The organism is Streptomyces pactum (assembly GCF_016031615.1).
Classification (GTDB): domain Bacteria; phylum Actinomycetota; class Actinomycetes; order Streptomycetales; family Streptomycetaceae; genus Streptomyces; species Streptomyces pactus.
In genome coordinates, this window is sequence record NZ_JACYXC010000001.1 from 5,778,629 (window position 1) to 5,802,316 (window position 23,688).

Consider the following 23,688-nt stretch of genomic DNA (forward strand, 5'->3'; position numbering starts at 1 on the left):
CCGGTCTCCCTGCGCCTCCGGCGGACTTCCGCGCCCCGGCGCCCCGCGTCTCCCCGGTCACCGCCGACCCGGGCGGCCCGCACCCTGGTTCCCCGCACCCCGGGCGGCCACGCGCCTGCGTTCCCCGCACCCCGGCGGGGTCCGTACCCCCGGCGGGGTCCGTACCCCCGGCAGGGTCCGTACCCCCGGCCTTCCGGTACCCCGGCCTTCCCGTACCCTCGGCGACCCGGCATCCCCGGTGGCTCCGCACCCACGGCGACCCCTGTGGCCCTGCGTAGCACGGCACGGGCCCGCGCCCGACGACTCCGTCACCGCGCGCCGCCCGTCCGGCACCCACCGGCCCCACCGCGCCGCGCCGGCCCCGCCCCCTGACGCCCCGGCGGCAGACCCCGGCGGTGACACCGCCGGACCCCGGCAGATGATAGATGCACGTACCAATTGCCCCACCGATTCGCAATTGGTGACGGTGGACGGACACATGGTCACCGGCGTGGCTAGGATGATCGCGGTATTCCGCTTCTGGACTTCTGTAAGCCCCCGTCCATGAGGAACTGATGACAGATCACATATCGGAGGTGATGGTCTGGTGCCTGGCCGCGGTCGCAGCCGTCGTCCTGGTTCTGCTGCTCCGCCAGCACCGGATCACCACCACCGTGCGCAAGCGCAACGCCGCGCTGGAAGGCAGCCTGCGGGCGCGTGACGCCGAGCTCCAGCACCTCGTCGCGGTCCGCCTCCCCGCCGTGGCGGACGCCTCCGGCGGACCGGCACCGCTCCCCGGACTCCTCGACGACCGGCTCGCCGGGACGGACTACGCGAGAAGCCTCCAGTCGGTGATGGAGCTGTTCCAGCAGGCCGTGGAGAAGGCGCAGGTGAAGGCCGACATGTCGGCCAAGGCCGCGCTGAAGGCGTCGATGCGCGCGCTCCAGGGGCTCGCGCACGAACAGCAGCTGTCCATCTCGGAGATGCAGGAGCGGCACGACAACCCCGACGTCCTGCGCGACCTGCTGGAGATCGACCACGCCAACTCCCAGTTCGGCCGCCGCGCGCAGGCCATCGCGGTGCTCTGCGGATCGTGGCCAGGCCGACAGCGGGCCGCCTCGCCCCTCATCGACGTGGTGCGCGGCGCCACCTCCCGGATCCGGGACTACCGGCGCGTGCAGGTGCACTCCCAGATCGACATCGCCGTCATCAGCCGCGCCGTGGAACCGGTGGTGCTCGCGGTCGCCGAGCTGCTCGACAACGCCGCCCGCCACTCCCAGCCCAACACCAAGGTGGAGGTGAGCCTCCAGCCGGTGCACAACGGCGCCTGCGTGGTCATCGACGACGCCGGTGTGGGCATGGACGGCCAGGAGGTGCAGCGCGCGGTGGCGTGGCTGTCCGGCCGGCGCCCGGTGGACGTCGCCCGCCTCGGCGACCCCCCGCAGTTCGGCTTCCCGGTCATCGGCATGCTCGCCGCCCGGTACGGCTTCAGCGTCTCGGTCGACACCCGGTCCCCCTACGGCGGTGTACGGGCGGTCCTCTTCCTGCCCAGTGCACTCCTCACCCACCTGGAACCGGACGTCAGCCATGCCCAGCAGGAGCCGGCAGCCGTACCGGCCGCCGAACCCCGCCCCGCCACCCCGTCCGCCGAGACCCGCCTGTCCGTCGCGCCCCTGCACGCCGGTGCCCTGCCCCGTACGGCGCCGGAGCGGCCCGGTCCGGCGACGACGCGCCGCGGATCCACCTCTCCACCGCCGGCGGGCTGCCCAAGCGCTGCCGCCGGCAGCCGGCCGGCCGGCAGACCGACGACTGGCCCACCGCCACCGCCACCGCCGCCGCACCTGCCGGCCGCTCTGGGACCCCTCCGCCGCGGCGCACCCCGTCCGCTCGGCGGAGGAGACCGCCCGGCGCATGGGCGCCTTCGCCCGGGGCACCCGGTCCGGTCGTGCGGAGAACCGTGACGACGCCACTCCTCACCGTGAAGAAGGGAACCGTCAGGCATGAACGACCATATGAACAACGAGCTGGGCTGGATGCTCGACGAGGTCGTGAAGATGCCGGAGGCGCGGCACGCGATCCTGCTCTCCGCCGACGGCATGCTCCGCGCCCACTCCGCGGGCATCGACCGGGACGAGGCCGAACGCCAGGCCGCCGCGCTCTCCGGTCTGCAGTCCATCAGCCGCAGCACCGCCGAGTTCTGCGACGGTGAGCAGACCCCCTGGCAGCAGACGCTGGTGGAGTTCGTCGGCGGCTACGTCTTTCTCATCGCCGCCGGCCCCGGCGCGTACCTCGCGGTCTCCGCGACCTCCGAGGTGGACATGGAGGCGGTCACCTACCGGATGCAGAAGCTGGTCGACCGGCTCGGCAAGGAGCTGACCAGCCCGCCCCGGCAGGACACCTCCTGGCAGGGCAGCCCGGCGTGACCCCGCCGCGGCGCCAGGAACGAGGGCTGGTGCGGCCGTACGTCGTGACCGACGGCCGCGCCCACCCGTCCCGCAACACGTTCGACCTGGTGACGCTGGTGATGGCCTACGGCGACCGGCCGCTGACCGGACTCAGCCCCGAGAAGCGCAGGCTGATGGAGCTGTGCATGGGCGGAGCCCTGTCGGTCGCCGAGGTCGCCAGTCACCTGCGGCTGCCGGTCAGCGTCACCAAGGTCCTGCTCAGCGACCTGGTGGACAGCGGCCACATCACCACCCGGTCCCCGATCCCCTCGGCACAGCTGCCCGAGGCCCAGCTCCTGCAGGAGGTGCTCGATGGACTCCGCGCTCGCCTCTGACAACGGCGTCTATCTGCGACAGACCGTCCGGACAGCGGTGAAGCTGCTGGTCGTCGGGCACTTCGCGGTCGGCAAGACGACCTTCGTCGGCTCCCTGTCGGAGATCAAGCCGCTGCGCACCGAGGAGACCATGACGCAGGCCGGGGCGCTCGTGGACGACCTCGCCGGCATCAAGGACAAGACGACCACCACCGTCGCCATGGACTTCGGCCGGCTCACCCTCAGCGACTCGCTGGTGCTCTACCTCTTCGGCGCCCCCGGCCAGCAGCGCTTCACCCGGCTGTGGCAGGACATGACCCGCGGCGCGCTGGGCGCCCTGGTCCTGGCCGACACCCGCCGGCTGGAGCAGTCCTTCGACGTCATGGGGCTGCTGGAGGAGCACGGCCTGCCGTACGCGGTGGCCGTCAACCACTTCGACGGCGCGCCGGTCCACCCCGAGGCGGAGATCCGCGAGGCGCTCGACCTGCTGCCGGAGACCCCGCTGGTCACCTGTGACGCCCGGGACCGCACCTCCTCCACCCGGGCGCTGATCTCCCTCGTCCAGTACCTGCACTCCCGTACCACACAGGAGCACGCGTGACCTCACCCCTCGACGCCGCGGCGGCACCCCCGCCCGGCTGCCCGGCGCACGGCGGCGGCGCCGGCCTCCCCCGGGCCGTGCCGCTGTACGGCCCGGACTTCGCCGCCGACCCGCAGGCGGTCTACCGGAAGCTGCGGGAGTACGGCCCGACGGCGCCGGTGGAGCTGGCGCCGGGCGCCTACGCCACCCTGGTCACCGGCTACACCGCCGCGCTGGAGGTGCTGCGCAGCCCGGAGAAGTTCGCCAAGGACGCCCGGCGCTGGAAGGCCCTGGCCGACGGGCGCGTCTCCCCGGACAACCCGGTGGTGCCGATGATGCACTACCGGCCGAACTGCCTGTTCAACGACGGTGAGGCACACGCCCGGCTGCGGCAGCCGGTCACCGACGGCCTGGACCGGGTGGACCCCAACGCGCTGCGCGGCTACGTCGAGCACAGCGCCGACACCCTCATCGACCGGTTCGCCCCCGAGGGCGAGGCGGACCTGCTCGGCGACTACGCCAAGGTCCTGCCGCTCATGGTCTTCCAGCAGCTCTTCGGCTGCCCGCCGGAACTGGGCGAGCGGCTGGTCGCGGGCATGTCGGGGATCTTCGACGGGGTGGACGCCGAGCGGGCCAACGCCATGCTCACCGAGGCCGCCCTGGAGCTGATCGCGCTCAAGCGCCGCAGCCCCGGCGCCGACATCACCTCCTGGATGCTCGCCCACCCGGTGGGGCTGACCGACGAGGAGATGCTCCACCAGATCGTCGTCCTCATGGGCGCCGGCACCGAGCCGCAGCAGAACCTGATCACCAACGCGCTGCGGCTGCTGCTGTCCGACGACCGCTTCGCCGGCGACCTCTCCGGCGGCAGTCTGCCGGTCGAGGACGCCCTGGACGAGGTGCTGTGGCTGGACCCGCCGATGGCCAACTACGCCGTCCACTACCCGGTCCGCGACCTGGACTTCGCGGGGGTGCGGCTGCGTGAGGGCGAGCCCGTCGTGGTGAGCTTCGCCGCCGCCAACAACGACCCCGCCCTGGTCACCGAGAACCGGGCCGGCAACCGGGCCCACCTGGCCTGGAGCGCCGGTCCGCACACCTGTCCCGGCAAGGACGCCGCCCGGCTGATCGCCGCGGTGGCCGTCGAGAAGCTGCTGGACCGCATCCCCGACATGGAGCTCGCCGTACCCGCGGACCGGCTTCAGTGGCGCCCGGGCCCCTTCCACCGGGCGCTCGCCGCCCTGCCCGTGCGCTTCCCCCCGGTGCCCCTCACCGTGTCGACGCCGCTGCCGACGCCGGCGCCGGCACCCGAGGCCGTACCCGCGCGTGCCCATCTCGACGACACCCATGGAGAGAGCGAATGGAACGCCAGACCAGCCCGTCAGGCACTGTTGTCATCGACCCCACAGGGAGCGACATCCACGCCGAGGGCGACCGCATCCGGGCCCAGGGGCCCGCGACGCGTGTGGAACTCCCTGGCGGGGTGGTGGCGTGGGCGGTAAGCACCCAGCCCCTGCTGAAGAAGCTCCTGACCGATCCGCGGGTCTCCAAGGACCCGCGGCAGCACTGGCCGGCCTGGATCAACGGTGAGATCTCCCCGGAGTGGCCGCTGTTCACCTGGGTCGCGGTGCAGAACATGTTCACCGCCTACGGCACCGACCACCGGCGGCTGCGCACCCTGGTGGCCAAGGCGTTCACCCCCCGCCGGATCGCCGACCTGCGCCCGCGGATCGAGGAGATGACCGCCGAGCTGCTGGACCGGCTGGCCGCCGACGGCGCCGACGGCCGGGTCGTGGACCTGCGCGAGGGGTACGCGTACCCCATCCCGATCCAGGTCATCTGCGAGCTGTTCGGCATCGACGACGAGCCCACCCGGCTGCGGCTGCGGCGCTGCGTGGACAGCATCTTCCACACCTCCGCCGACCCCGAGGAGGTGACCGCCACCTACGGCGAGGTGTACGCCATCCTCGGCGAGCTGGTGGAGCGGAAGCGGCGGACGCCCGGCGACGACCTCACCACCGGGCTGATCACCGCGCGCGACGAGGACGGCGACTCCCGGCTGAGCGAGCAGGAGCTGACCGACACCCTGCTGCTGGTGATCAGCGCCGGCCACGAGACCACCGTCAACCTGCTGGACAACGCCATCCACGCCCTGCTCACCCACCCCGAGCAGCTGGAGCACGTCCGCGCCGGCCGGGCGAGCTGGGACGACGTGATCGAGGAGACGCTGCGGGTGCAGGCGCCGGTGGCGAACCTGCCGCTGCGCTACGCGGTGGAGGACATCGAGCTGGAAGGCGGCCTGGTGCTGCGCAAGGGCGACGCCATCGTGGCCGCCTACGCCGCGGCCGGGCGCGACCCGGAGCTGCACGGCCCGGACGCCCATGTGTTCGACGTCACCCGCCGGCTCAAGGACCACCTCGCCTTCGGGCACGGGGTGCACTTCTGCCTGGGTGCCCCGCTGGCCCGGATGGAGGCGGCCATCGCCCTCCCGGCGCTCTTCGAGCGCTTCCCCGGACTGACGCTCGCCGCCGGACCGGAGGGTCTGAAGCCGGTGGATTCCTTCATCTCCAACGGACACCGGGCCCTGCCGGCCACGATCACCCCGCCGCGGGACTGAACCACCGCGACGGCCGCCCGCCCGCCCATCCGCTCCGCCTCCGGCCGGGCGGGTGGGCGGCGCCGCGGGGGAGCCCTTACGATCCTCTGTTGTGTCCAAACTGACCGACATTCCTAAACGGATCCTGATCGGCCGGGCGCTGCGCAGCGACAGGCTGGGGGAGACCCTCCTGCCCAAGCGCATCGCGCTGCCGGTCTTCGCTTCCGACCCGCTCTCCTCCGTGGCCTACGCGCCCGGCGAGGTGCTGCTCGTCCTGTCCGTGGCGGGAGTGTCGGCGTACCACTACAGCCCCTGGATCGCCGTCGCGGTCGTCGTGCTGATGTTCACCGTGGTGGCGTCCTACCGGCAGAACGTCCACGCCTACCCCAGCGGTGGCGGCGACTACGAGGTGGCGACCACCAACCTCGGCCCCAAGGCCGGACTCACCGTCGCCAGCGCGCTGCTGGTGGACTACGTCCTCACGGTGGCCGTGTCGATCTCCTCCGGGGTGGAGAACCTCGGCTCGGCGGTCCCGTTCGTGGTCGAGAACAAGACACTGTGCGCGATCGGCACCATCGTGCTGCTGACCGTCATGAACCTGCGCGGGGTGAGGGAGTCCGGCAAGCTCTTCGCCATCCCCACCTACGTCTTCGTCTTCGGCGTCTTCGCCATGATCGCCTGGGGCGCGTACCGCGGGCTGGTCGCCGGGGACGAGATGAAGGCCCCCACCGCGGACTTCGAGATCCGGCCCGAGGAGACCGGACTGGCCGGTTTCGCCCTGGTCTTCCTGCTGCTGCGGGCCTTCTCCTCCGGCTGCGCCGCGCTCACCGGCGTGGAGGCGATCAGCAACGGCGTGCCCGCCTTCCGCAAGCCCAAGAGCCGGAACGCGGCCACCACCCTGGCGCTGATGGGCGCGCTGGCGGTCACCATGTTCTGCGGCATCATCGGACTGGCCATGGCCACCGACGTGAAGATGGCCGAACACCCCGAGCACGACCTGATCAAGGACGGCGCCCCGGTCGGCGGCGACTACACCCAGGACCCGGTGATCTCCCAGGTCGCGGCGGCCGTCTTCGGCGACGGCACGTTCTTCTTCGTGCTGCTGGCCGCGGCCACCGCCCTGGTGCTCTTCCTCGCCGCCAACACCGCGTACAACGGCTTCCCGCTGCTCGGCTCGATCCTGGCCCAGGACCGCTACCTGCCGCGCCAGCTGCACACCCGGGGCGACCGGCTCGCCTTCTCCAACGGCATCGTGCTGCTGGCCGGCGCCGCCGCGATACTCGTCTACATCTACGGCGCCGACTCCACCCGCCTGATCCAGCTCTACATCGTCGGCGTCTTCGTCTCCTTCACCCTCAGCCAGACCGGCATGGTGCGGCACTGGAACCGGCTGCTGGCCGCCGAGCGCGACCCGGCCAAGCGCCGCCACATGCTCCGCTCCCGGGTGATCAACGCCTTCGGCGCGTTCTTCACCGGCCTGGTGCTGGTGGTGGTGCTGGTGACCAAGTTCACCCACGGCGCCTGGGTCGCCCTGCTGGGCATGGTCATCTTCTACGTCACCATGACCGCGATCCGCCGCCACTACGACGGGGTGGCGGAGGAACTGGCGGTGGGCACCGAGGAGGACGGGGACACCCTGCGCCCGTCCCGGGTGCACGCCATCGTGCTGGTGTCCAAGATCCACAAGCCCACGCTGCGCGCCCTGGCGTACGCCAAGCTGATGCGCTCCGACAAACTGGAGGCGCTGAGCATCAGCGTGGACCCGGCCGAGACCCGGGCCCTGCAGGCCGAGTGGAGCGAGCGCGGCATCGACGTCCCGCTGAAGATCCTCGACTCGCCCTACCGCGAGATCACCCGGCCGATCATCGACTACGTCAAGGGCCTGCGGCGGGAGAGCCCCCGCGACGTGGTGAGCGTCTACATCCCCGAGTACGTCGTCGGCCACTGGTACGAGCACCTGCTGCACAACCAGAGCGCCCTGCGGCTCAAGGGCCGGCTGCTGTTCACCCCCGGCGTGATGGTGACCTCCGTGCCCTGGCAGCTGGACTCCTCCGAGGTGGCCAAGCGGCGCGCCCGCAAGCACGCCGACTGGCACGCGCCGGGCGCGGTGCGCCGCGGCCCGGTGTCCCCGCCCAAACGGGAGAAGGCCGCCGGCAAGCCGCCCACGGCCGGCTGACCGGCGCCGCCGGCGCCCACTCGGCGGGCGGGCGGGCCGCGGGCGCGGTGTCCCGGGCGCGGCGGGCGCGGACCCGCCGGGCGGGCAGGCCCGAGTGCCGTGCCCCCGGCGCGGCCCGGCCCCCGCGCGTCGCCGTGGCGCGCGGGACGGCACGGCCGCGCCCGACGGCGCGGAACGGGCACGGCCCGCCGGGTGCGGGACGGGTGCACGCCTGGCCGGGCCACGGGACGGGTGCACGCCCGGCCACCTCGCCCGGGTGCCGTCGACCGGGACGGTCGCTCCTCGCCTCGGCCCGCCCGGGTGCTGCTGGCCGGGGCTGGGTGCCGCCGCTCCTCGCTCCGGCCCCGCCCGGCCACCGCGGTGCCCCGCACCGCGGCGAGGACACCACCCCACCCCGCGCAGCTCGCGCACTCCGCGGCACGGAACCCGTGCACCGGAGCACTCCGCGGCACGGAGCCGGCGCCGGGCGACGTAGACTGAACGGCCGTCCTCCCCGGCCGGGGAACGACGACCCCGGCCGAGGCGAGAACCCGACCGGGGAACCGAGAACCCTCGGTCCGGGCCGCGAACGCCGGCCCGGGACCCGAAACCCGGCCGGGCCGTGTCATCGCGCGGGACCCGCCGGCGGCCCGCACGCCGCGGCCGGGCCGCGCACCCACCCGACCCCAGGAGCCCCTGCGCCATGCACGACGAGACCCCGGAATCGCTGGTAGGCGAGGAGTACGAGGTCGAGGTGGGCCCGGTGGCACACGGCGGCCACTGCATCGCCCGCACCGCCGAGGGCCGGGTGCTCTTCGTTCGGCACACCCTGCCCGGCGAGCGGGTGGTGGCCCAGGTCACCGAGGGCGACACCGGCTCCCGCTTCCTGCGCGCCGACGCGGTGCGCGTCCTGGAGGCGGCCAAGGACCGGGTCGAGGCCCCCTGCCCGTTCTCCGGCCCCGGCCGCTGCGGCGGCTGCGACTGGCAGCACGTGGCGCCCGGCGGCCAGCGACGGCTGAAGAGCGCCGTCCTCACCGAACAGCTGGCCCGGCTCGCCGGGCTGACCCCGGAGGACGTCGGCTGGGACGGAACCGTCGAACCGGCGCCCGGGGACAAGGTCGCCAAGGGCGAGGTGCCGGCCTGGCGCACCCGCGTCCAGTACGCCGTGGACGACGAGGGACGGGCCGGCCTGCGCAAGCACCGCTCCCACGAGGTCATGCCCATCGACCGCTGCCTGATCGCCGCCCCCGGCGTGACCGAACTGGGCGTCGAGCGGCGCTCCTGGCCGCAGATCGCCACCGTCGAGGCGATCGCCGCCACCGGCTCCCACGACCGGCAGGTGCTGCTCACCCCCGAGCCGGGCGGCCGGCTGCCGCTGGTCGAGCTCGACCGGCCGGTCTCTGTCATGCGGGTGGACGAGGCCGGAGGCGTGCACCGGGTGCACGGCCGCCCCTTCGTCCGGGAACGCGCCGTCGAGCGCACCTGGCGGGTGGGCGCCGGAGGCTTCTGGCAGGTCCACCACAAGGCCCCGGGCCTCCTCGTCGAAGCGGTGATGCAGGGCCTGATGCCGCGCAAGGGCGAGATGGCCCTGGACCTGTACTGCGGTGTCGGGCTCTTCGCCGGCGCCCTCGCCGAACGGGTCGGGGAGACCGGCGCGGTACTGGGCATCGAGTCGGGCAAGCGCGCGGTCGAGGACGCCCGGCACAACCTCCAGGACCTGGACCGGGTCCGCATCGAACAGGGCAAGGTCGAGCAGGTCCTACCGCGCACCGGCATCACCGAGGCCGACCTCGTCGTCCTCGACCCGCCCCGGGCGGGCGCCGGCCAGCGCACCGTCCGTCTGGTCGCCGCCCTCGGCGCCCGCCGCATCGCCTACGTCGCCTGCGACCCGGCCGCCCTCGCCCGCGACCTGAAGTACTTCACCGAAGAGGGCTACCGGGTCCGCCGCCTGCGCGCCTTCGACCTCTTCCCGATGACCCACCACATGGAGTGCGTGGCGGTGCTGGAGCCGGTGAAGTAAGGGTTCTGACCTGTGGTTTCTCCGGAGCTTCCCGAGTCCGGCCGGAGCTCTCGACCCGTTTCCCCAAGCGCACCGCGTGGAGCGCCTCATAGGTTTCGCCATGCGTATCCACCTGCGGCTTCACACAGAGGGTGCGCGGGTGAGGAGCGCTTTGCCGCGACCTCGTGAGGGTGGTTGTAGTAGCGTCTTGACGCTCACTCGACGCTGATTCTGTCGGCACGTCATGATGCTGCGTGACTGGCCATCGAACGGCCGGGGCCTCGCCCAACATATCGCCGCCTTACTGGCCACCGATCTCGGTGAGCAACGAGAGCACTGTGCCCGCGCCCGAACCGTGTCCGGCGTCGGCCGGTCCTCTCGCATGCCCTGATCCGGCTCGCGCCGACCATCAGGTCAGGGAACACCGGCTGACTGAGCCGGCGGCCATTGCGCGGCGATCGCCACCGTGGAGAAGTAGGGCGTGTCTCTTCGATGGGTTGGACTGGGGAAACGACATGCCGTGATCCGTACACCAAAACGGTCTGGTGCGAAGACGCCCTGGCCTGACTGTCAGTGCCATCTGTGACTCTGACTGTCATGACAGGCACGCGATTCGAGAACATCGCGTTCCTCTGGGGCTGGTGGACCTTCTTCGAGGCGGTGTGGATCGCCGTACTGTGGTGGACCCGCACCCGTGTGCTGGGCGACGGCGTGTACCGGCTACCCGGCGTGCGGCGCATCCGGCGCGGCGCCTGCGAGAGACGTGTCAAGGCACTGCTCAACAAGCTGGAACAGAGGGGCGTACGGGCGGAATACCGGCCGGACCAGAAGCAGCTCATCGACCGGTGGCACCGTATCGTCGCCGGTCGGTGCGTCTCCGTGGTTCTCCAGGCGGTTCCTCTCCTGATCACCGTGCTGCCCTACTGGTGGACGACATCGCTGGACCGCACCACGGACACGCCGTTCTGGATGTTCGCGGCCGTCGCCGGCTTCGGCACCGTCTCGCTCACGCTCATGGCCGCCGACGTACGGGCCACCGCGGTCTCCGACGCGGCCGGGGTCGTCACCGTGGAGGCGATCGGCTTCCTGGAGCTTCTGCTCGTACCCGCCCGGCGCCGGGCCCAGGACTCCGCGCTCGATGTCCACGGCAGGCAGTTCGGACGTCTCTGCACCGCCCTGCGCGCCCAGGCCCGGCACGGCACCCGCACGATGCCGCCCACCACCCGCGACCGGGTGCGGGCGACCACGGAACGCCTGATCGTGGCACTCGACGACGCCAACGAGCGCTACCTCCTCGGGGAGGGAGCGGACCGGGAGGGCGCCCTCCGCGACCTTGCCCGGCTCGTCGCCGGGGCCCTGCGGCAGAGCTGCCCTCCGCGTGCCGTGCGGGACAGCCTGATGATCGTCGACCCCCGGCTCCTCGCGGATGTGTCGGAGTCCGACCAGGTGGGTGCCGCGGCCGAGCCGCTCAGGACCAGAATGTTGGCAGCAGCGGGCAGACTCGCCGTGGCTGCGGGGCTTGTCACCGGGGCGTTCCTCGTCCCGGGAGGGGAAGCGGTCTCCGGGCTGCTGGTGGCCGCGGGTGTCTCCAGCGTCGCCGCGATCTGGCCGCACCTCCGCGAGGCCCTGCACCGGGGTGGGCTGCTCGTCGGCGATTCGTCCACCGCCTGGGAACCCGACTCCGCCGCCGAGGACCCGCGTCGCCCGGCGCCCTCCACGTCCACTTGCTGCCCCCACTGCTCAAACCGATCGTCCGTCACCACGGAATCACGGACGGTAGGGTGAGGAGGGCGAACGAAGCGGACGCGGTGAGCCCGCACGGCATGAGGGGGAGGGCGACGAGACGACATGGCGGCGCTGGAGGAGAGCCAGGGACGTACCCGGGACCAACGGTCGGTGTTCGAGCGGTATCAAGATGCTGCCGCGGATGCCGGAGAGATCGATTCCCCTCTGTTCTCCGTGGAGGTCACCGCCGACGGCCGGCCGACCGACATCGAGCGCGAGGAGGCCGAGGATGTGGTGATCGAGCAGATCACCTCTCCTTTCGACCCCGAGCACATCGACATCGACACCCGGACGACGACCGTCGATCTGCTGCTGTCCCGGCTGCGCAACGAGATGATCGACCTCGCCCCGGACTTCCAGCGCAAGGCGGGCATCTGGACCGACGGCAAGCAGAGCCGTCTCATCGAGTCGCTGCTGCTGCGCATCCCCATCCCGTCCTTCTACGCCGCCGAGAACAAGGACGGCAGCTGGGCCATCGTCGACGGCATCCAGCGCCTCACGTCGATCGCCCGCTTCCTGGAGCCGGAGACGGTCGGCGCCGATCCGCTGAAGCTGACGGGCCTGGAGTATCTGCGCAACTTCGACGGGGCGGGCTTCGCGGACCTTTCCGGAAAACTCCAGATCCGGCTGCGCGAGACGGAGGTCGTCGTCCACGTCATCCGGCGCGGCACACCCGAGCCGGTGATGTTCAACGTCTTCGCGCGCATCAACACCGGAGGCGAGCCCCTCACCCGGCAGGAGATCCGGCACGCGCTCATCCCGGGACGGGCCCGCACGCTTCTCGCGGAGCTCGCGGAGACCAAGGAGTTCCGGCAGGCCACCGGCTACAGCGTCGTCGGCGACCGGATGGCCGACCGGGAGATGGTTCTGCGCTTCCTGGCGTTCCGGATGACCTCCCCGCACGCGTACAGGCCCGGCGACTTCGACGCGTTCCTCGCCGAAGCGATGCACCAGGTGAACCGTCTCGACAGTGCGGAAGAGGACCGGCTGCGGACCGAGTTCCTCACGGCGATGCTCGCGGCCAAGGAGATCTTCGGACCTCACGCCTTCCGTAAGTACCGCCGGAACCAGCAGCGCAAGTCACCCATCAACAAGGCACTTTTTGAGGCGGTCGCCGTCAATCTCGCGAGTCTCGACGACGACGATCGCGAGACGCTGAGGCAGATCGACGTCCTCGACGCCTTCGCGGAGCTCATGGAGGACGTGGAGTTCGAGCGCGCCATCTCCGTGGGCACCGGCGACGCCAGGAAGGTGCGGAAGCGGTTCGACGCCGTCAAGGAGCTCTTCGAGGACGCGCTCGGCGAGGAAAGGAGCGGGGCCGAGCAGTGATCAACCACATCAAGCTGATCAACTTCAAGGCGTTCCGGCGTCTGGAACTGCCCCTCGGCCCGCTGACGCTCCTCACCGGTCTCAACTCCTCGGGCAAGAGCAGTGTTCTGCAGGCACTGGCGCTGCTGCGGCAGTCGTACGAGACGCAGATGCTCACCCGGACCAAGCGTGCCGGGGGAGGGCTGCTGCTCAACGGTGATCTCGTGGCTCTCGGCACCGCACAGGACGTCCTGCACGAGGACTTCGGGCCCGTGGACGAACTCCCCGGCGTCAGCGAGCCGCTCGTAGGCTTCGTCATCGAGGAGGACGGCGAGCAGCGCACGTGGGCCGCCGCGTACGACATTCGTCACCCCGACCGGGACGTCATGCCCCTGGCGGAGGGTTCGGTCCGCTCGCACCTGGCCGAGCAGCCGTTCCAGTACCTGCACGCCGATCGCATCACTCCGGCGGTCACCTACCCCCGCTCGCACCAGATCGCCATCGCGAGAGGATTCCTCGGCGTGCGAGGCGAGCACACCGTCAACTACCTTCGCCATCACACGGAGCAGGACGTGCCGATGGAGGTGCCCGACGGTCCGCTCCGCCATCGCGGCGCGACCTCTCCCCAGCTCCTGGACCAGACGATCGCCTGGATGCAGGAGCTGTGTCCGGGCGTCAACATCGAGACGGACCCCATCGAAGGAACCGACTCCGTCCGCCTCTCCTACGGCTTCGGCGGCACGGCCGGCATCAACGCCACACGGCGCCGACGGCCCACCAACGTCGGCTTCGGTCTCACCTATGCGCTGCCCGTCGTGGTCGCCTGCCTCACCGCGACGCCCGAGAGTCTGATCCTGCTGGAGAACCCCGAGGCGCACCTGCACCCGAAGGGCCAGAGCAGGACGGCCGCACTGCTGTCCGCGGCCGCCGCCGCCGGCGCCCAGCTGGTCGTCGAGACACACAGTGACCACGTGCTGAACGGCGTCCGTATCGCTGTGAAACAGGGCGTCCTTCAGCCGCAGGACACGGTCGTGCACTACTTCAGTGGCAACGGGGCGGGCGCCGAGGTCGTCACCCCCCGCATCGACAAGGACGGCATGCTCGAACAGTGGCCCGAGGGCTTCTTCGACGAGTGGGAGAACTCGCTCGACCGGCTACTGGACTGACGGCACGGAAGGACACAGGGGGAAGAAGGCGTGCCACTGCTGTTTCTGAACGAGAAGTCCTGGGGGACGGCCTGCGACCCGGCACGGGCCGAGCGGGCGATGGCCGACTTCGTGGCCGTCGTCCGTGCCGCCGCGGCCGAGGGAGGGGCGGGCACGGCGCTGGTGAGCGAGGTGGACGTCAAGGCGCTGGAGATCGCCGAGGGCTATCCCGTCAACAAGTGGATCGGGGCCAGTCCGCGCAACCGCGCCCTCTGGCAGCGCCTGCGGGCGTTACAGGGCCGGTCGCCCGTACGGAGCGTCTTCCCCGTCGAGAACGCCGCCGACCATCTCGAATACCGCCACCACGGCGCGGTTGTCCTCGGCCTGGGCGCCGCGCACTTCATGGACGGCATCGCGGTCAGCCTTCCGGTGGCCCGGCAGTGGCAGGCCGATCGCGTCACCCTGGAGCGGAGCGAACTCGTCGAAGACGACGACGGCACGCTGGAGATGCGGCACGACAGCGTCGATGTCCGGCACCTATCCGCCGAGCCGCATCTCGACGGGCACCTGGACTGGATTCGGGCGGCGCGCCGCGAGGGTGTCACCACCGGCTCGCGGATCTGGGACAGACGGGCTGATCTCTACCCGCGCCTCACGTTCCTGCCACGCATCGAAGGGCAGCTCCGCAGTCTGAACCCGCACTGGGTGGTACCCGTGCGACGGGCGCTGGAGCGGCTGGAGGAAGCCGTCGCCGCCTGGGACCCATCGAGCATGGCCGAGCCCGAGTGGCGGACCAAGGTCACCGCAGAGGGTGAGACCCGCAAGCGCGTGTGCCGCTTCACCGATCTGGACGGGGAAACACGCACCTTCGACCTGCACGCCCGGTTCACCCCGGGCGCTGGCCGCATCCACTTCCGTCTGGTTCCGGAGGAACGGACGATCCGCCTCGCCCACATCGGCAGCAAGATCCGGCCGGAGGTCTAATACTCCAATCAGAAATCGTTGCCTGAGCTGGTTGGTTTCGTTGTTCACGGCATGGTGTAGGTGGGTGAGGCCGGTCTATGGGCGGCCGAGCTGGAGTCGTTGTTCGCCGGGTGGCGGGTCGGTTCTCGCGGGTGCTGCGGTGGCGGATACGGGATTACGTGCGGGGCTTGCTGGCGACGGTCGAGCGGAAGAACGGCTGACAGGTCGCCGAGTACGCAGGCCACCGTGGCCCTGCCGGCTTCCAGCACCTACTCAACGGCGCGTCCTGCGACGCCGACGAAGACCGGAACGACCTGCAGAACTACGTCGCCGAGCACCTCGGCTGTCCGGCGGCGTGCTGATCGTCGACGACACCGGCTTACTCAAGAAGGGCACCGCCTCATCGCACACGGCCTGAACCGGTCCCACTGGCGCAGACGCCACCAGGCCAGACCCCATGTCGCGGGTGCGCTGCGCTGGGCACTCGCCAGATCCGGCGGCGACGGCGTGGCGGCACTGGCCGCCGGTATGCGGGCGGAGGACGTTTCGCGGTCCGGCGGCGCGCGGTGCTGGCCCTCGTGGGCATGGCCGAGCCCCCCGGCGTGACCGCGATCCTCGCGGACGCGCTTGGGGACCGGACGCGGAGGTGCGAGGTCCTGCCGCTCTCGCGCTGGGCAGCGCGGTGTGACCGAGGCCGTGCCGACACTCGACGGCATGGTGGTCGAGGGCTCCCATGACGTGGAAGCTGCGGAGGTCCTGGGCGGGCTGTCCTGGGACCCCGGCCGCGCCGCTCCGGACGTGTCCGCTCGGCGGCCGGCCCCGGCGCCGCACGAGGTGCGCGCCCCACCGGACTCTTGAGGCAACCTGGTCACACCGTCACCAGTACCCGGGGCATTTCGGCCATGAGGGCCGAAGGGGCTCTCTTCTCACCGCTCTGAGGCGCGCCGACCCGTGGAAGGAAGGGGAAAGCACGCGGGCTGGGGCGAGGGGGAGCCGCGATGTCCGAACCGCTGTACGTTCCCGTTCTGCCGGCCCGGCCACATGCGGTCGAGGCATATCGGCGTCTGGCGCCGGACGTTCGGGCCGCGCTGATGCCACTGTGGAACATCCCACCGCTCACCGCGGGCACTCCGGCAGGGCTGGACGCCGCCGTGCAGCGGTTCGTCGCCCCGGTGAGCGCAGCCCACCGCCACCACGGCGGGTGGATCGACGCGCCCTTCGCCGACGGCGAGCAGATCCGTGTCCTCGCCGGCTCGCTCGCGGTTCACAGCGAGTGGGGCCGGCTCCTCCCCGTCACCGGGCCGGAACGGGACGAGGCCCAGCAGACCTCGGCCCTGGAAACGGGCCGCCGCTGCGGCAGTGGTGTCGGACTGCGCGTCCGCGTCCCGGGCGAGTGGGACGGCGGCACCGCCGAAGCCGTGCGGAGTCTGCTGACCCGGGCCGGTCCGTCCGTGCCCGTCGATCTACTGCTGGACATGGGCGAAGTCCTCGGCGACCGGCCGGAGGCGGACAAGGAGGCGCTGCGCGCTCTGGACGCGCTCGTCCCGCTGACCGCATGGCGGACCGCCGCTGTTCTCGGCGGAGGGTTTCCCCGGGTCACGGCCGACCTGCTGGAGCGGGGTCTGCGGGAGGAACCCCGCACGGACTGGTCCATGTGGCACGGGATGCGGACGAGCGGCCGTGCCTACCTGCCGCTGCTGGGCTACGGTGACTACGGGGTGCAGCACACCGGCGCCCTGGCCCAGGTACCGAGGCCGAACAGCGGCGGAGGCCCGCCCTGGGGCGCTCTCCGCTACACCACCGAGTCCTCCTACGTGCTGTGCAAGGTGCTCAACCGCGGGGACGACCGAATCGCGGTCAACCGCCGGGCGGCCCGGTGGATCACCGAACTGCCCGGGTTCCGGGCGAGGGGCGGAGCCGGGGAGGCCTGGCTGCGCGGTTGCGCGGACGGTCCCCTCACGTCTCCCAAGGGCACGGGCGGGCCCCTGCAGTGGCTCTGGGCGGGCCACACTCAGCACCTGACCTACGTCGCCCGGTGTCTGTCGGGAGGCCGAACCGGTCGGTGAGATTCCGCCTCCAGGTGCTGCGGTCCCGCCCTTTCGCGTGCCGGCCGTTCGTGTCTCGACGCTTTCCGCCCCGCCGTTCGTACCTCGCGGCTTCCCGCTCCGGCGCTTCGGTGCCGCCCGTCCGCACCGGGCGGGGGACCGGGGCCGGCCCGGGCGGCAGGCAGGGTCACGGCCAGTCGAGGACGGTCAGGTCGTCGTCATCGGCAGAGGTGGTGGGGAGGAAGGGGAACTTGAAGGGGTGCCGGCCGCCCCAGGGGTGGTGGATCTCCTCCTGCCAGACGTGCACGCAGAAGCTGAGCGGGTCGCCCATGGGGTCCTCGTTGCGCCGGGCCAGCCAGGGGCCCATCGCGGCGTAGCAGCCGTCGTGGTCGCCCCGCAGTGCCAGGACGTACCCCAGCAGCCAGCGGCCGGAGATGTCCTGGGCCGTGCGGTCCAGCGCCCGGATCCGGTCGGTCACGAGATCGTCCGGGCCGGTTGCGGCGAGGGCGAGCAGTTCGTGGCCGCGGAAGAGCGGGCCGCCGTACCGGTGCCGGCCCGTCTGCGCCAGCTCCGCGGCCGCCTCCCAGTCCCCGCCCTCCTCCGCGGTGAGCAGGTCCAGGACGTGGATCTCCCGTTCGAAGCCGGCCTCCCCAAGGTACTGGCGCAGCGGGTCGAGCCAGGAGGTCTCCTGGGCGAAGCAGGAGATGATCACGGCCCCCATCTCCGCCAGGCGCCCGGCCTCGCGCCGGTTGCCGAGGACGCGTATCCCCTCGATCAGCCGGGTGACCGCATCGGCGTACCGCTCCCGCAGGCACAGGTACTGCACCCATGCCTGGTGGTACGGGGCCGTCGTCGTCGCGGAGGGGAGTGCCGCGGCGGCCTCGTGCAGCGTCGCCTCGGCCTCCTCCGGGCGCCCGGCCCGGGCCAGTACCATCACCGCCTGCCGGTGGAGGGTGAACTTCTGCCCGTGCGTCTGCAGCCGGGAGATGCCGTTGCGGAGCAGGTCCAGGGCCTCCTCGGTGCGGTCGTCGCGGGCGAGGAGTTCGCCGGCGGACTGGTAGAGGGAGGAGAGGCTGGACTGGGGCGGCACCCGTGCGATGCCTTCGCGCAGCAGTTCCACGGCCTCGTCCACCCGGCCGTTCCCGGCCAGCAGGTCGCCCGCCAGCTGGTACAGGTAGAAGATGTTGGCCCGGGGCGGTACCCGCGCGATCCCCTCCCGCAGCAGGTCCAGGGCCTCCTCGGTGCGGTCGTTGCGGGCCAGCAGTTCGCCGGCGGACTGGTAGAGGGAGGAGAGGCTGGACTGGGGCGGCACCCGTGCGATGCCTTCGCGCAGCAGTTCCACGGCCTCGTCCACCCGGCCGTCGCGGTCCAGCAGTTCGCCCGCCGACTGGTAGAGGGAGAAGAGGTTGGCCTGCGGCGGGATGCGGGTGATGCCCTCCCGGAGCAGCTCGACCGCCTCGCCGAGCCGGCCGTCCTCGGCCAGGAGTTCGGCCGCCAGCTGGTAGAGGGAGGAGAGGCTGGAGTGCGGCGGGATGCGGGTGATGCCCTCCCGGAGGAGCCCGACCGCCTCGTCGGAGCGCCCGTTGCGGGCCAGCAGCTCACCGGCGGCCTGGTAGAGGGAGAAGAGATTGGTCTGCGGGGAGATGCGGGCGATGCCCTCGCGGAGCAGTTCCTCCGCGTCGTCCGGCCGCCCGTCCCTCGCCAGGACCTCGGCCGCCGACTGGTAGAGCGAGGAGACACCGGCCTGCGGCGGGATGCGGGCGATGCCCTCGCGGAGCAGTTCCTCCGCCTCGGCGGCCCGTCCGATGCGGGCCAGCAACTCTCCGGTGGCCTGGTAGAGGGAGAAGAGGTTGGCCTGGGGTGGGATGCGGGTGATGCCTTCGCGGAGGAGTTCGACCGCCTCGTCGGGGCGTCCGGTGCGGGCGAGGAGTTCTCCGGTGGCCTGGTAGAGGGAGGAGAGGCTGGAGTGGGGTGGGATGCGGGTGATGCCTTCGCGGAGGAGGGCGACGGCGTCGTCGGGGCGTCCGTTCTGGGCGAGGAGTTCTCCGGTGGCCTGGTAGAGGGAGAAGAGGTTGGCCTGGGGTGGGATGCGGGTGATGCCCTCCCGGAGGAGCTCCACCGCCTCGTCGGGGCGTCCGTGCTGGGCGAGGAGTTCCCCTGCCGCCTGGTAGAGGGAGAAGAGGTTGGCCTGCGGCGGGATGCGGGTGATGCCCTCCCGGAGGAGCTCCACCGCCTCGTCCACCTGCTCGTTCTGGGCGAGGATCTCACCCGCCGCCTGGTAGAGCGCCGCCAGGCTCGACTCCGTGGGGATGTGCGTGATGCCGTCCCGCAGCAGCGCCACGGCCTCCGCGGCCCGCCCGTCCCGGGCCAGCATCTCGGCGGTGGTGCTGTACAGGGAGATCGTGCCGGACCGGCGCGGGAACAGGGCGATCCCCTCGTGCAGCAGCTCGATCGCCTCGTCCCGCCTGCCCGCCCGCTCCAGGTACGTCGCGGCGGCCAGGTGGAGGGAGGTGGCCCGCGCCCCGGGGAGAACCCGCGCGATGCCCTCGCGGAGCAGCGCCGCGGCCGCGACCAGTCCCTCGTTGTTCCGGGTCAGGTGTTCCGCAGCCCTCATGTACAGGCGCGGCAGCCCCGGCTTGTGGTCGGACAGCGCCAGGGCCTGGCGGCACAGCGCGGTCGCCTCCTCGACGCGGCGGTCGTCCCGGGCGGTCAGTTCCGCCTGGAGGAACAGCAGCCGGCCCATGTTCGGCGGGGTCCTCGCCACCTGCTCCTGGGCCTGCGCCACCACGGACAGGGCCGCCGCGGTGCCCTGGAGCTGGTCGGTGAGGCGGGTCCGGAGCACCCACACGGGAGCGGACGCGTTGGGTGAGCGGGTGGCGTGCTCCACCTGTTCCAGAGCCTTGACGTGGTCCTGGCCGACGCCCCGGGCCTCCAGCAGCCGCGCCAGGTAGTGGTGGAGCCGCCAGGACGGGCTCATCTCGGACAGCGCGGCGCCCAGCAGCGCGATCAGTTCGTCCCGCTCCTTCGGGTCCTCCTCCACCGAGCGCTTGTACCCGTAGAGGCGGTCCAGGTGCAGGACGTAGGCACGGGCCACGACGGACAGCTCGGCCGTCTCGTCCGCGGCGTGGAGGTGGTAGCGGGCTTCGAGGAAGTCGGCACCGGAGCTGACGATCCGCTTGGCCTTGAAATGGCGTGCGTGATACCGCCCGACGACCGCGTGGGCACGCCTGCGCTCACCGCCGGACCGGTCCAGTGCGCGAAGCGAGATCTCCCTGGCCACGGGATTCATCACCAGGCGTTTCTGATGCCGCCGCTCCACGAGGAAGCTCGACGTCAACCGCTTCTTCGCCGCCTCGAATTCCTCCGGCGAATGATCCCACAGGGACTGCTTGAACGCTTCGTTGGTGAAGGAGACCCGGTGCACCGACGCACGGTTCAGGAGTTTCTTCTCGGTCTCCGCCAGACGCCCGATGCAGCGTTCCAGGAAAGCCCGCTCCAGCCGGGCCGAGAAATCCCCGCTGACGTCCCGGTCCCGCAGCTCCCACGCCTGGGGAGCCGACCCGATCAGGTCTTCCAGACTGTCGCTGCGCAGGCACGCGGCCAGCACCATGATGGCCCGGGGATTGCCGCCGAGCCAGGCGACGACCTCGCGGATACGGTCCGCCGGCACATCGTCGGCGGGAATCCCCTGGCGTGCCAGCTCCTTGGCCAGCAGGCGGGCCCCCTCCGCCTCGTTCATTCCGGGCAGGGTGAAGATCTCGCCGTTCTCGATCCAGGGAAAGGTCACCGCCTCGTTGGCGACGAGCAGCAGGCGGCCACCGCCCGCCCGGATCTGCCGCCCCACCGAGTTGATCAGGTCCTGCACATCGGCGGCCGGCGCCCCGAATTCGTCCACGAAACAGTGGTGGAAATTGTCCAGGATCAGGACGGTACCGTCCTGCATGGCGTCCGTCAGGTTCTTCCTGGGATTCGACCCCAGGGTGACTCCGGCCTTTCCCTCGGCGGCGAATGCGCCGCCGATGAGAATGAGTAACTGTTCCAGTGAGGCCACGCCTTCGGGGATTTCCACGTCCACGACCTTCCGCCGTGGATGGGCGTCCTTGATGCTCAGGGCGACCTCGGTCTTCCCGCTGCCGGAGAAGCCCTGGAGCACGGCGACGGAGGGGCCGGACTCCACCCACGTCCTCGTCACCCGCTTGATGACCCCGGCGCGTGAGGTCTCCCGGGCCGCCTTCGGCCCCGTCCCCGCCGGGCGCCTCCCGCCCTCCGGCGCCACGGCGCCCGGCCCGGAACCCTCCGGGCGCGGGAGTACGGCGATGGCGCGCGGGTCGGTCACGCCGAGCGCCGACCACATCGGCTCGCGCACCTCGGGCGGCAGTCCGCCGATGGCGTCGATCGGTGTCACGGTCAGGGAACCGGACCCGTGGGAGAGATTGTGGCTGCGCACCACCCCGAGCAGCAGGCCGTCGCTCACCACCGCGGCGCCGGACATCCCGGCCCAGGGGCTGCCGGGCGCGTCGAGGTCGCCCTTCGGCGGGAGGGAGGGGATGTCGTGACCGGACAGCTTCAGCGACAGCAGAGCGGTCCGCTGTCTTTCGGGAACGCTGACCGACAGGCCCTCGGCGGTGGGGATCCAGCCCTCCACCTGCGCCAGGACCCGGCCCCGGTCCCGCTGGGACGGCAGCCAGCGCGGGAAGCCGAGCGCCTGGCAGCCCTCGACGGCCCGCGCCGTCCCCCGGTCCACGCGGGCGATGCCCAGCGGCGGCTTGGTGCCCAGACCGGGCACCCGGAGCACGGCCAGGTCCACCTCGGTGCTGAAGGAGCGGACCACCACCTCGGCCGGGTACTCCCGGCCCCCGTGCACGGCGCGCACGTTGTCCCCGGCGACGCAGTGGTCGGCGGTCAGTACGTGCTCACCGCCCACCCGCAGCCCGGACCCCACCCGGGTCCCGCCGGTGACGTCGTACCGGAGCAGAACCACCCGGTCCGTTTCGAGCATGGCGAACTCTTCCCCGTGCGCTTCCCATCCGTCCTACCTACTCGAAGTCGCCCCGGGCCTCTTCGGTTCCCGGGCGTCCGGCGGGAAGCTCGTCGTCGGAGACGAGGAACTCGGTCTCTTCCCCGTCCGGTGTCATACCGACCGGATCGAGCACCAGCTTGATCGACTGGGTGACGACCGTCTCCCGGGAGGTGGCCAAATCGGCGTTGACCACCCACCACTTGACCCCGGCACTCCCCTTGTTCGCGGCGGTGACGGCCACCTGGAGGGTGAGCTCCACCGGGGCCGGCCGGAACCGCAGCGGGCGCGCCGTACCACCGCCCCACGCCCTGAGGAGGTCGGAGCGGAGTGCCTCGATGGCCTCCGCCAGGCCCACCATTCCGTCTGCCGGCTCAGCCACGCTCTTCACCCCTGCACATCCGCCACGCGTTCGTCGATGGTCGCTCATAGTGCCGCAGCTCAACGGGGGTTGTCACCCGAACGGCACGGTCCGGGCGCCGGGCGCGGGCGCGGGGCGGACACCGCCGTGGCGAACGTGGGGCCCGCCGGGCAGCGTGCCGCGCGGCGCGGACGCCGGTCGCCCGGCCGGCCCGCCGCCGGCACGAAGACGGGCGCCGGGGGCCGGGCCGAGGGTGGGGGCCGCGGGGCAGGGGTGAACCGCGGGGCCCGGGGCGGGAGTCGTGGCGGGTGCGGGGGCCGTGCGGGGAGAGCCGTCGGCCGGTCGGGCGGGGCCGGTGCCCGTGGCCCGGCACGCACCGGACGCAGCCTGTGGCGCCTGTGGCTCCCCATGACCCCCGTGGTGCCTGTGGCGCCTGTGGCGACCCTCACCCCGACGCCCGTGCTTTCCTGGGCCGGTTCCCGGTGTCGCTGTGCGGGCGATTGGTCCGTTCATCCCTAGAATCGAGTGATGCAGATATCCAGCACGCTCGCAGGCGAGGGGGTCCGGTGAGCCGCCGTGACGTCACCGACGAGCAGTGGGAGGGGCTCGCCGAAGTCGTTCCGCTGCGGGGCCGCAACGAATGGCCTTCCTGGCCCAACCACCGGGCGCTGCCCGAGGACGAACCCGCGCGCGAGGACGCCCGGCGGTTCGTCGTCATCCGCGCCCAGTGCTTCGCGGACGCCCGTGAGATCGCCGAGTACCTGCTCGCCCAGACCCCGGTCCTGCTGGACCTGACCAGCGCCGAATCCGATGTGGCCAAGCGCATCCTGGACTTCTCCAGCGGGGTGGTCTTCGGCCTGAACAGCGGGATGCACCGGGTGGACACCAACGTCTTCCTGCTCGCCCCGGTCGGGACCGAGGTGGCCGAGCCGAGGATGTCCGCCGCGGTACCCCGATCGTAGGAAGAACTGCTCGACGGAACGGTTCGGCTCATATCCGC

17 protein-coding genes and 1 pseudogene are annotated in these 23,688 nt (G+C 71.9%); 16 read left to right on the forward strand and 2 right to left on the reverse strand.

The genetic code is table 11. The annotated features are described in order from the left end of the window. Positions 1 to 554 precede the first annotated feature (554 nt). From IHE55_RS22715 to IHE55_RS22780, 15 genes and pseudogenes are all read left to right on the forward strand, one after another. On the forward strand, positions 555 to 1,940 hold the full coding sequence (locus IHE55_RS22715; protein ID WP_197990712.1) for an ATP-binding protein: 1,386 nt from the start codon (positions 555 to 557) through the stop codon (positions 1,938 to 1,940). Between the two features lie 39 nt (positions 1,941 to 1,979). After that, the gene (locus tag IHE55_RS22720) at positions 1,980 to 2,402 is read left to right on the forward strand and encodes a roadblock/LC7 domain-containing protein (RefSeq protein WP_197990713.1); all 423 of its coding nucleotides are present in this window, start codon (positions 1,980 to 1,982) and stop codon (positions 2,400 to 2,402) included. A gap of 29 nt (positions 2,403 to 2,431) precedes the next feature. Continuing rightward, entirely contained in the window at positions 2,432 to 2,758 is a 327-nt protein-coding gene (locus IHE55_RS22725) for a DUF742 domain-containing protein (RefSeq protein WP_307826782.1), read from the forward strand. Beyond that, a complete protein-coding gene (locus tag IHE55_RS22730) occupies positions 2,736 to 3,338 on the forward strand; it encodes a GTP-binding protein (RefSeq protein WP_197990715.1) in 603 nt (200 codons plus the stop codon). Before IHE55_RS22725 ends, IHE55_RS22730 begins: the two co-directional genes overlap by 23 nt. Further along, positions 3,335 to 4,816: a cytochrome P450 gene (locus IHE55_RS22735; protein WP_372442716.1), complete on the forward strand. Its 1,482-nt coding sequence runs from the start codon at positions 3,335 to 3,337 to the stop codon at positions 4,814 to 4,816. The genes IHE55_RS22730 and IHE55_RS22735 overlap by 4 nt, the downstream gene beginning before the upstream one ends. Then, entirely contained in the window at positions 4,798 to 5,931 is a 1,134-nt protein-coding gene (locus IHE55_RS22740) for a cytochrome P450 family protein (protein ID WP_307826903.1), read from the forward strand. Before IHE55_RS22735 ends, IHE55_RS22740 begins: the two co-directional genes overlap by 19 nt. Positions 5,932 to 6,022: 91 nt before the next feature. Beyond that, entirely contained in the window at positions 6,023 to 8,086 is a 2,064-nt protein-coding gene (locus IHE55_RS22745; RefSeq protein ID WP_197990717.1) for an APC family permease, read from the forward strand. 682 nt (positions 8,087 to 8,768) lie between these two features. After that, entirely contained in the window at positions 8,769 to 10,085 is a 1,317-nt protein-coding gene (locus IHE55_RS22750) for a class I SAM-dependent RNA methyltransferase (RefSeq protein WP_197990718.1), read from the forward strand. Positions 10,086 to 10,661: 576 nt separating this feature from the next. Next, a complete protein-coding gene (locus IHE55_RS22755) occupies positions 10,662 to 11,849 on the forward strand; it encodes a hypothetical protein (RefSeq protein WP_197990719.1) in 1,188 nt (395 codons plus the stop codon). A gap of 63 nt (positions 11,850 to 11,912) precedes the next feature. Further along, positions 11,913 to 13,178 carry a DUF262 domain-containing protein gene (locus IHE55_RS22760; protein ID WP_197990720.1) on the forward strand — a complete coding sequence of 422 codons (1,266 nt, stop codon included), beginning with the start codon at positions 11,913 to 11,915 and terminating at the stop codon, positions 13,176 to 13,178. Further along, the gene (locus IHE55_RS32755) at positions 13,175 to 14,323 is read left to right on the forward strand and encodes an AAA family ATPase (protein WP_197990721.1); all 1,149 of its coding nucleotides are present in this window, start codon (positions 13,175 to 13,177) and stop codon (positions 14,321 to 14,323) included. Before IHE55_RS22760 ends, IHE55_RS32755 begins: the two co-directional genes overlap by 4 nt. A gap of 30 nt (positions 14,324 to 14,353) precedes the next feature. Then, positions 14,354 to 15,286 carry a hypothetical protein gene (locus IHE55_RS22770; RefSeq protein ID WP_197990722.1) on the forward strand — a complete coding sequence of 311 codons (933 nt, stop codon included), beginning with the start codon at positions 14,354 to 14,356 and terminating at the stop codon, positions 15,284 to 15,286. 60 nt (positions 15,287 to 15,346) lie between these two features. Next, positions 15,347 to 15,671: pseudogene (locus IHE55_RS33435) on the forward strand (transposase); the annotation flags it as partial. A 290-nt stretch (positions 15,672 to 15,961) separates the two neighbouring features. Beyond that, positions 15,962 to 16,123 carry a hypothetical protein gene (locus IHE55_RS32760; protein WP_307826783.1) on the forward strand — a complete coding sequence of 54 codons (162 nt, stop codon included), beginning with the start codon at positions 15,962 to 15,964 and terminating at the stop codon, positions 16,121 to 16,123. A 140-nt stretch (positions 16,124 to 16,263) separates the two neighbouring features. Next, positions 16,264 to 17,331, forward strand: coding sequence for a beta family protein (locus IHE55_RS22780; RefSeq protein ID WP_197990723.1), 1,068 nt, complete (start codon positions 16,264 to 16,266; stop codon positions 17,329 to 17,331). A 166-nt stretch (positions 17,332 to 17,497) separates the two neighbouring features. Here the strand turns inward: IHE55_RS22780 and IHE55_RS22785 are convergent, their stop codons facing one another. Together IHE55_RS22785 and IHE55_RS22790 are read right to left on the reverse strand one after the other, a co-directional pair. Beyond that, entirely contained in the window at positions 17,498 to 22,309 is a 4,812-nt protein-coding gene (locus tag IHE55_RS22785; protein ID WP_197990724.1) for a tetratricopeptide repeat protein, read from the reverse strand. Positions 22,310 to 22,346: 37 nt separating this feature from the next. Next, positions 22,347 to 22,709, reverse strand: coding sequence for a trypco2 family protein (locus IHE55_RS22790; RefSeq protein ID WP_197990725.1), 363 nt, complete (start codon positions 22,707 to 22,709; stop codon positions 22,347 to 22,349). A gap of 545 nt (positions 22,710 to 23,254) precedes the next feature. Between IHE55_RS22790 and IHE55_RS22795 the strand changes: the two genes are divergently transcribed. Then, complete coding sequence (locus IHE55_RS22795; protein WP_197990726.1) at positions 23,255 to 23,650, forward strand: cell division protein SepF; 396 nt, start codon at positions 23,255 to 23,257, stop codon at positions 23,648 to 23,650. Positions 23,651 to 23,688 lie beyond the last annotated feature (38 nt).

What these genes read in the sequence shown, in the direction of transcription:
- IHE55_RS22715 (WP_197990712.1), top strand. Translation starts at nt 555, where the DNA reads ATGACAGATCACATATCGGAGGTGATGGTCTGGTGCCTGGCCGCGGTC.
- IHE55_RS22720 (WP_197990713.1), top strand. Translation starts at nt 1,980, where the DNA reads ATGAACGACCATATGAACAACGAGCTGGGCTGGATGCTCGACGAGGTC.
- IHE55_RS22730 (WP_197990715.1), top strand. Translation starts at nt 2,736, where the DNA reads ATGGACTCCGCGCTCGCCTCTGACAACGGCGTCTATCTGCGACAGACC.
- IHE55_RS22750 (WP_197990718.1), top strand. Translation starts at nt 8,769, where the DNA reads ATGCACGACGAGACCCCGGAATCGCTGGTAGGCGAGGAGTACGAGGTC.
- IHE55_RS22755 (WP_197990719.1), top strand. Translation starts at nt 10,662, where the DNA reads ATGACAGGCACGCGATTCGAGAACATCGCGTTCCTCTGGGGCTGGTGG.
- IHE55_RS22760 (WP_197990720.1), top strand. Translation starts at nt 11,913, where the DNA reads ATGGCGGCGCTGGAGGAGAGCCAGGGACGTACCCGGGACCAACGGTCG.
- IHE55_RS22780 (WP_197990723.1), top strand. Translation starts at nt 16,264, where the DNA reads ATGTCCGAACCGCTGTACGTTCCCGTTCTGCCGGCCCGGCCACATGCG.
- IHE55_RS22785 (WP_197990724.1), bottom strand. Translation starts at nt 22,309, where the DNA reads ATGCTCGAAACGGACCGGGTGGTTCTGCTCCGGTACGACGTCACCGGC.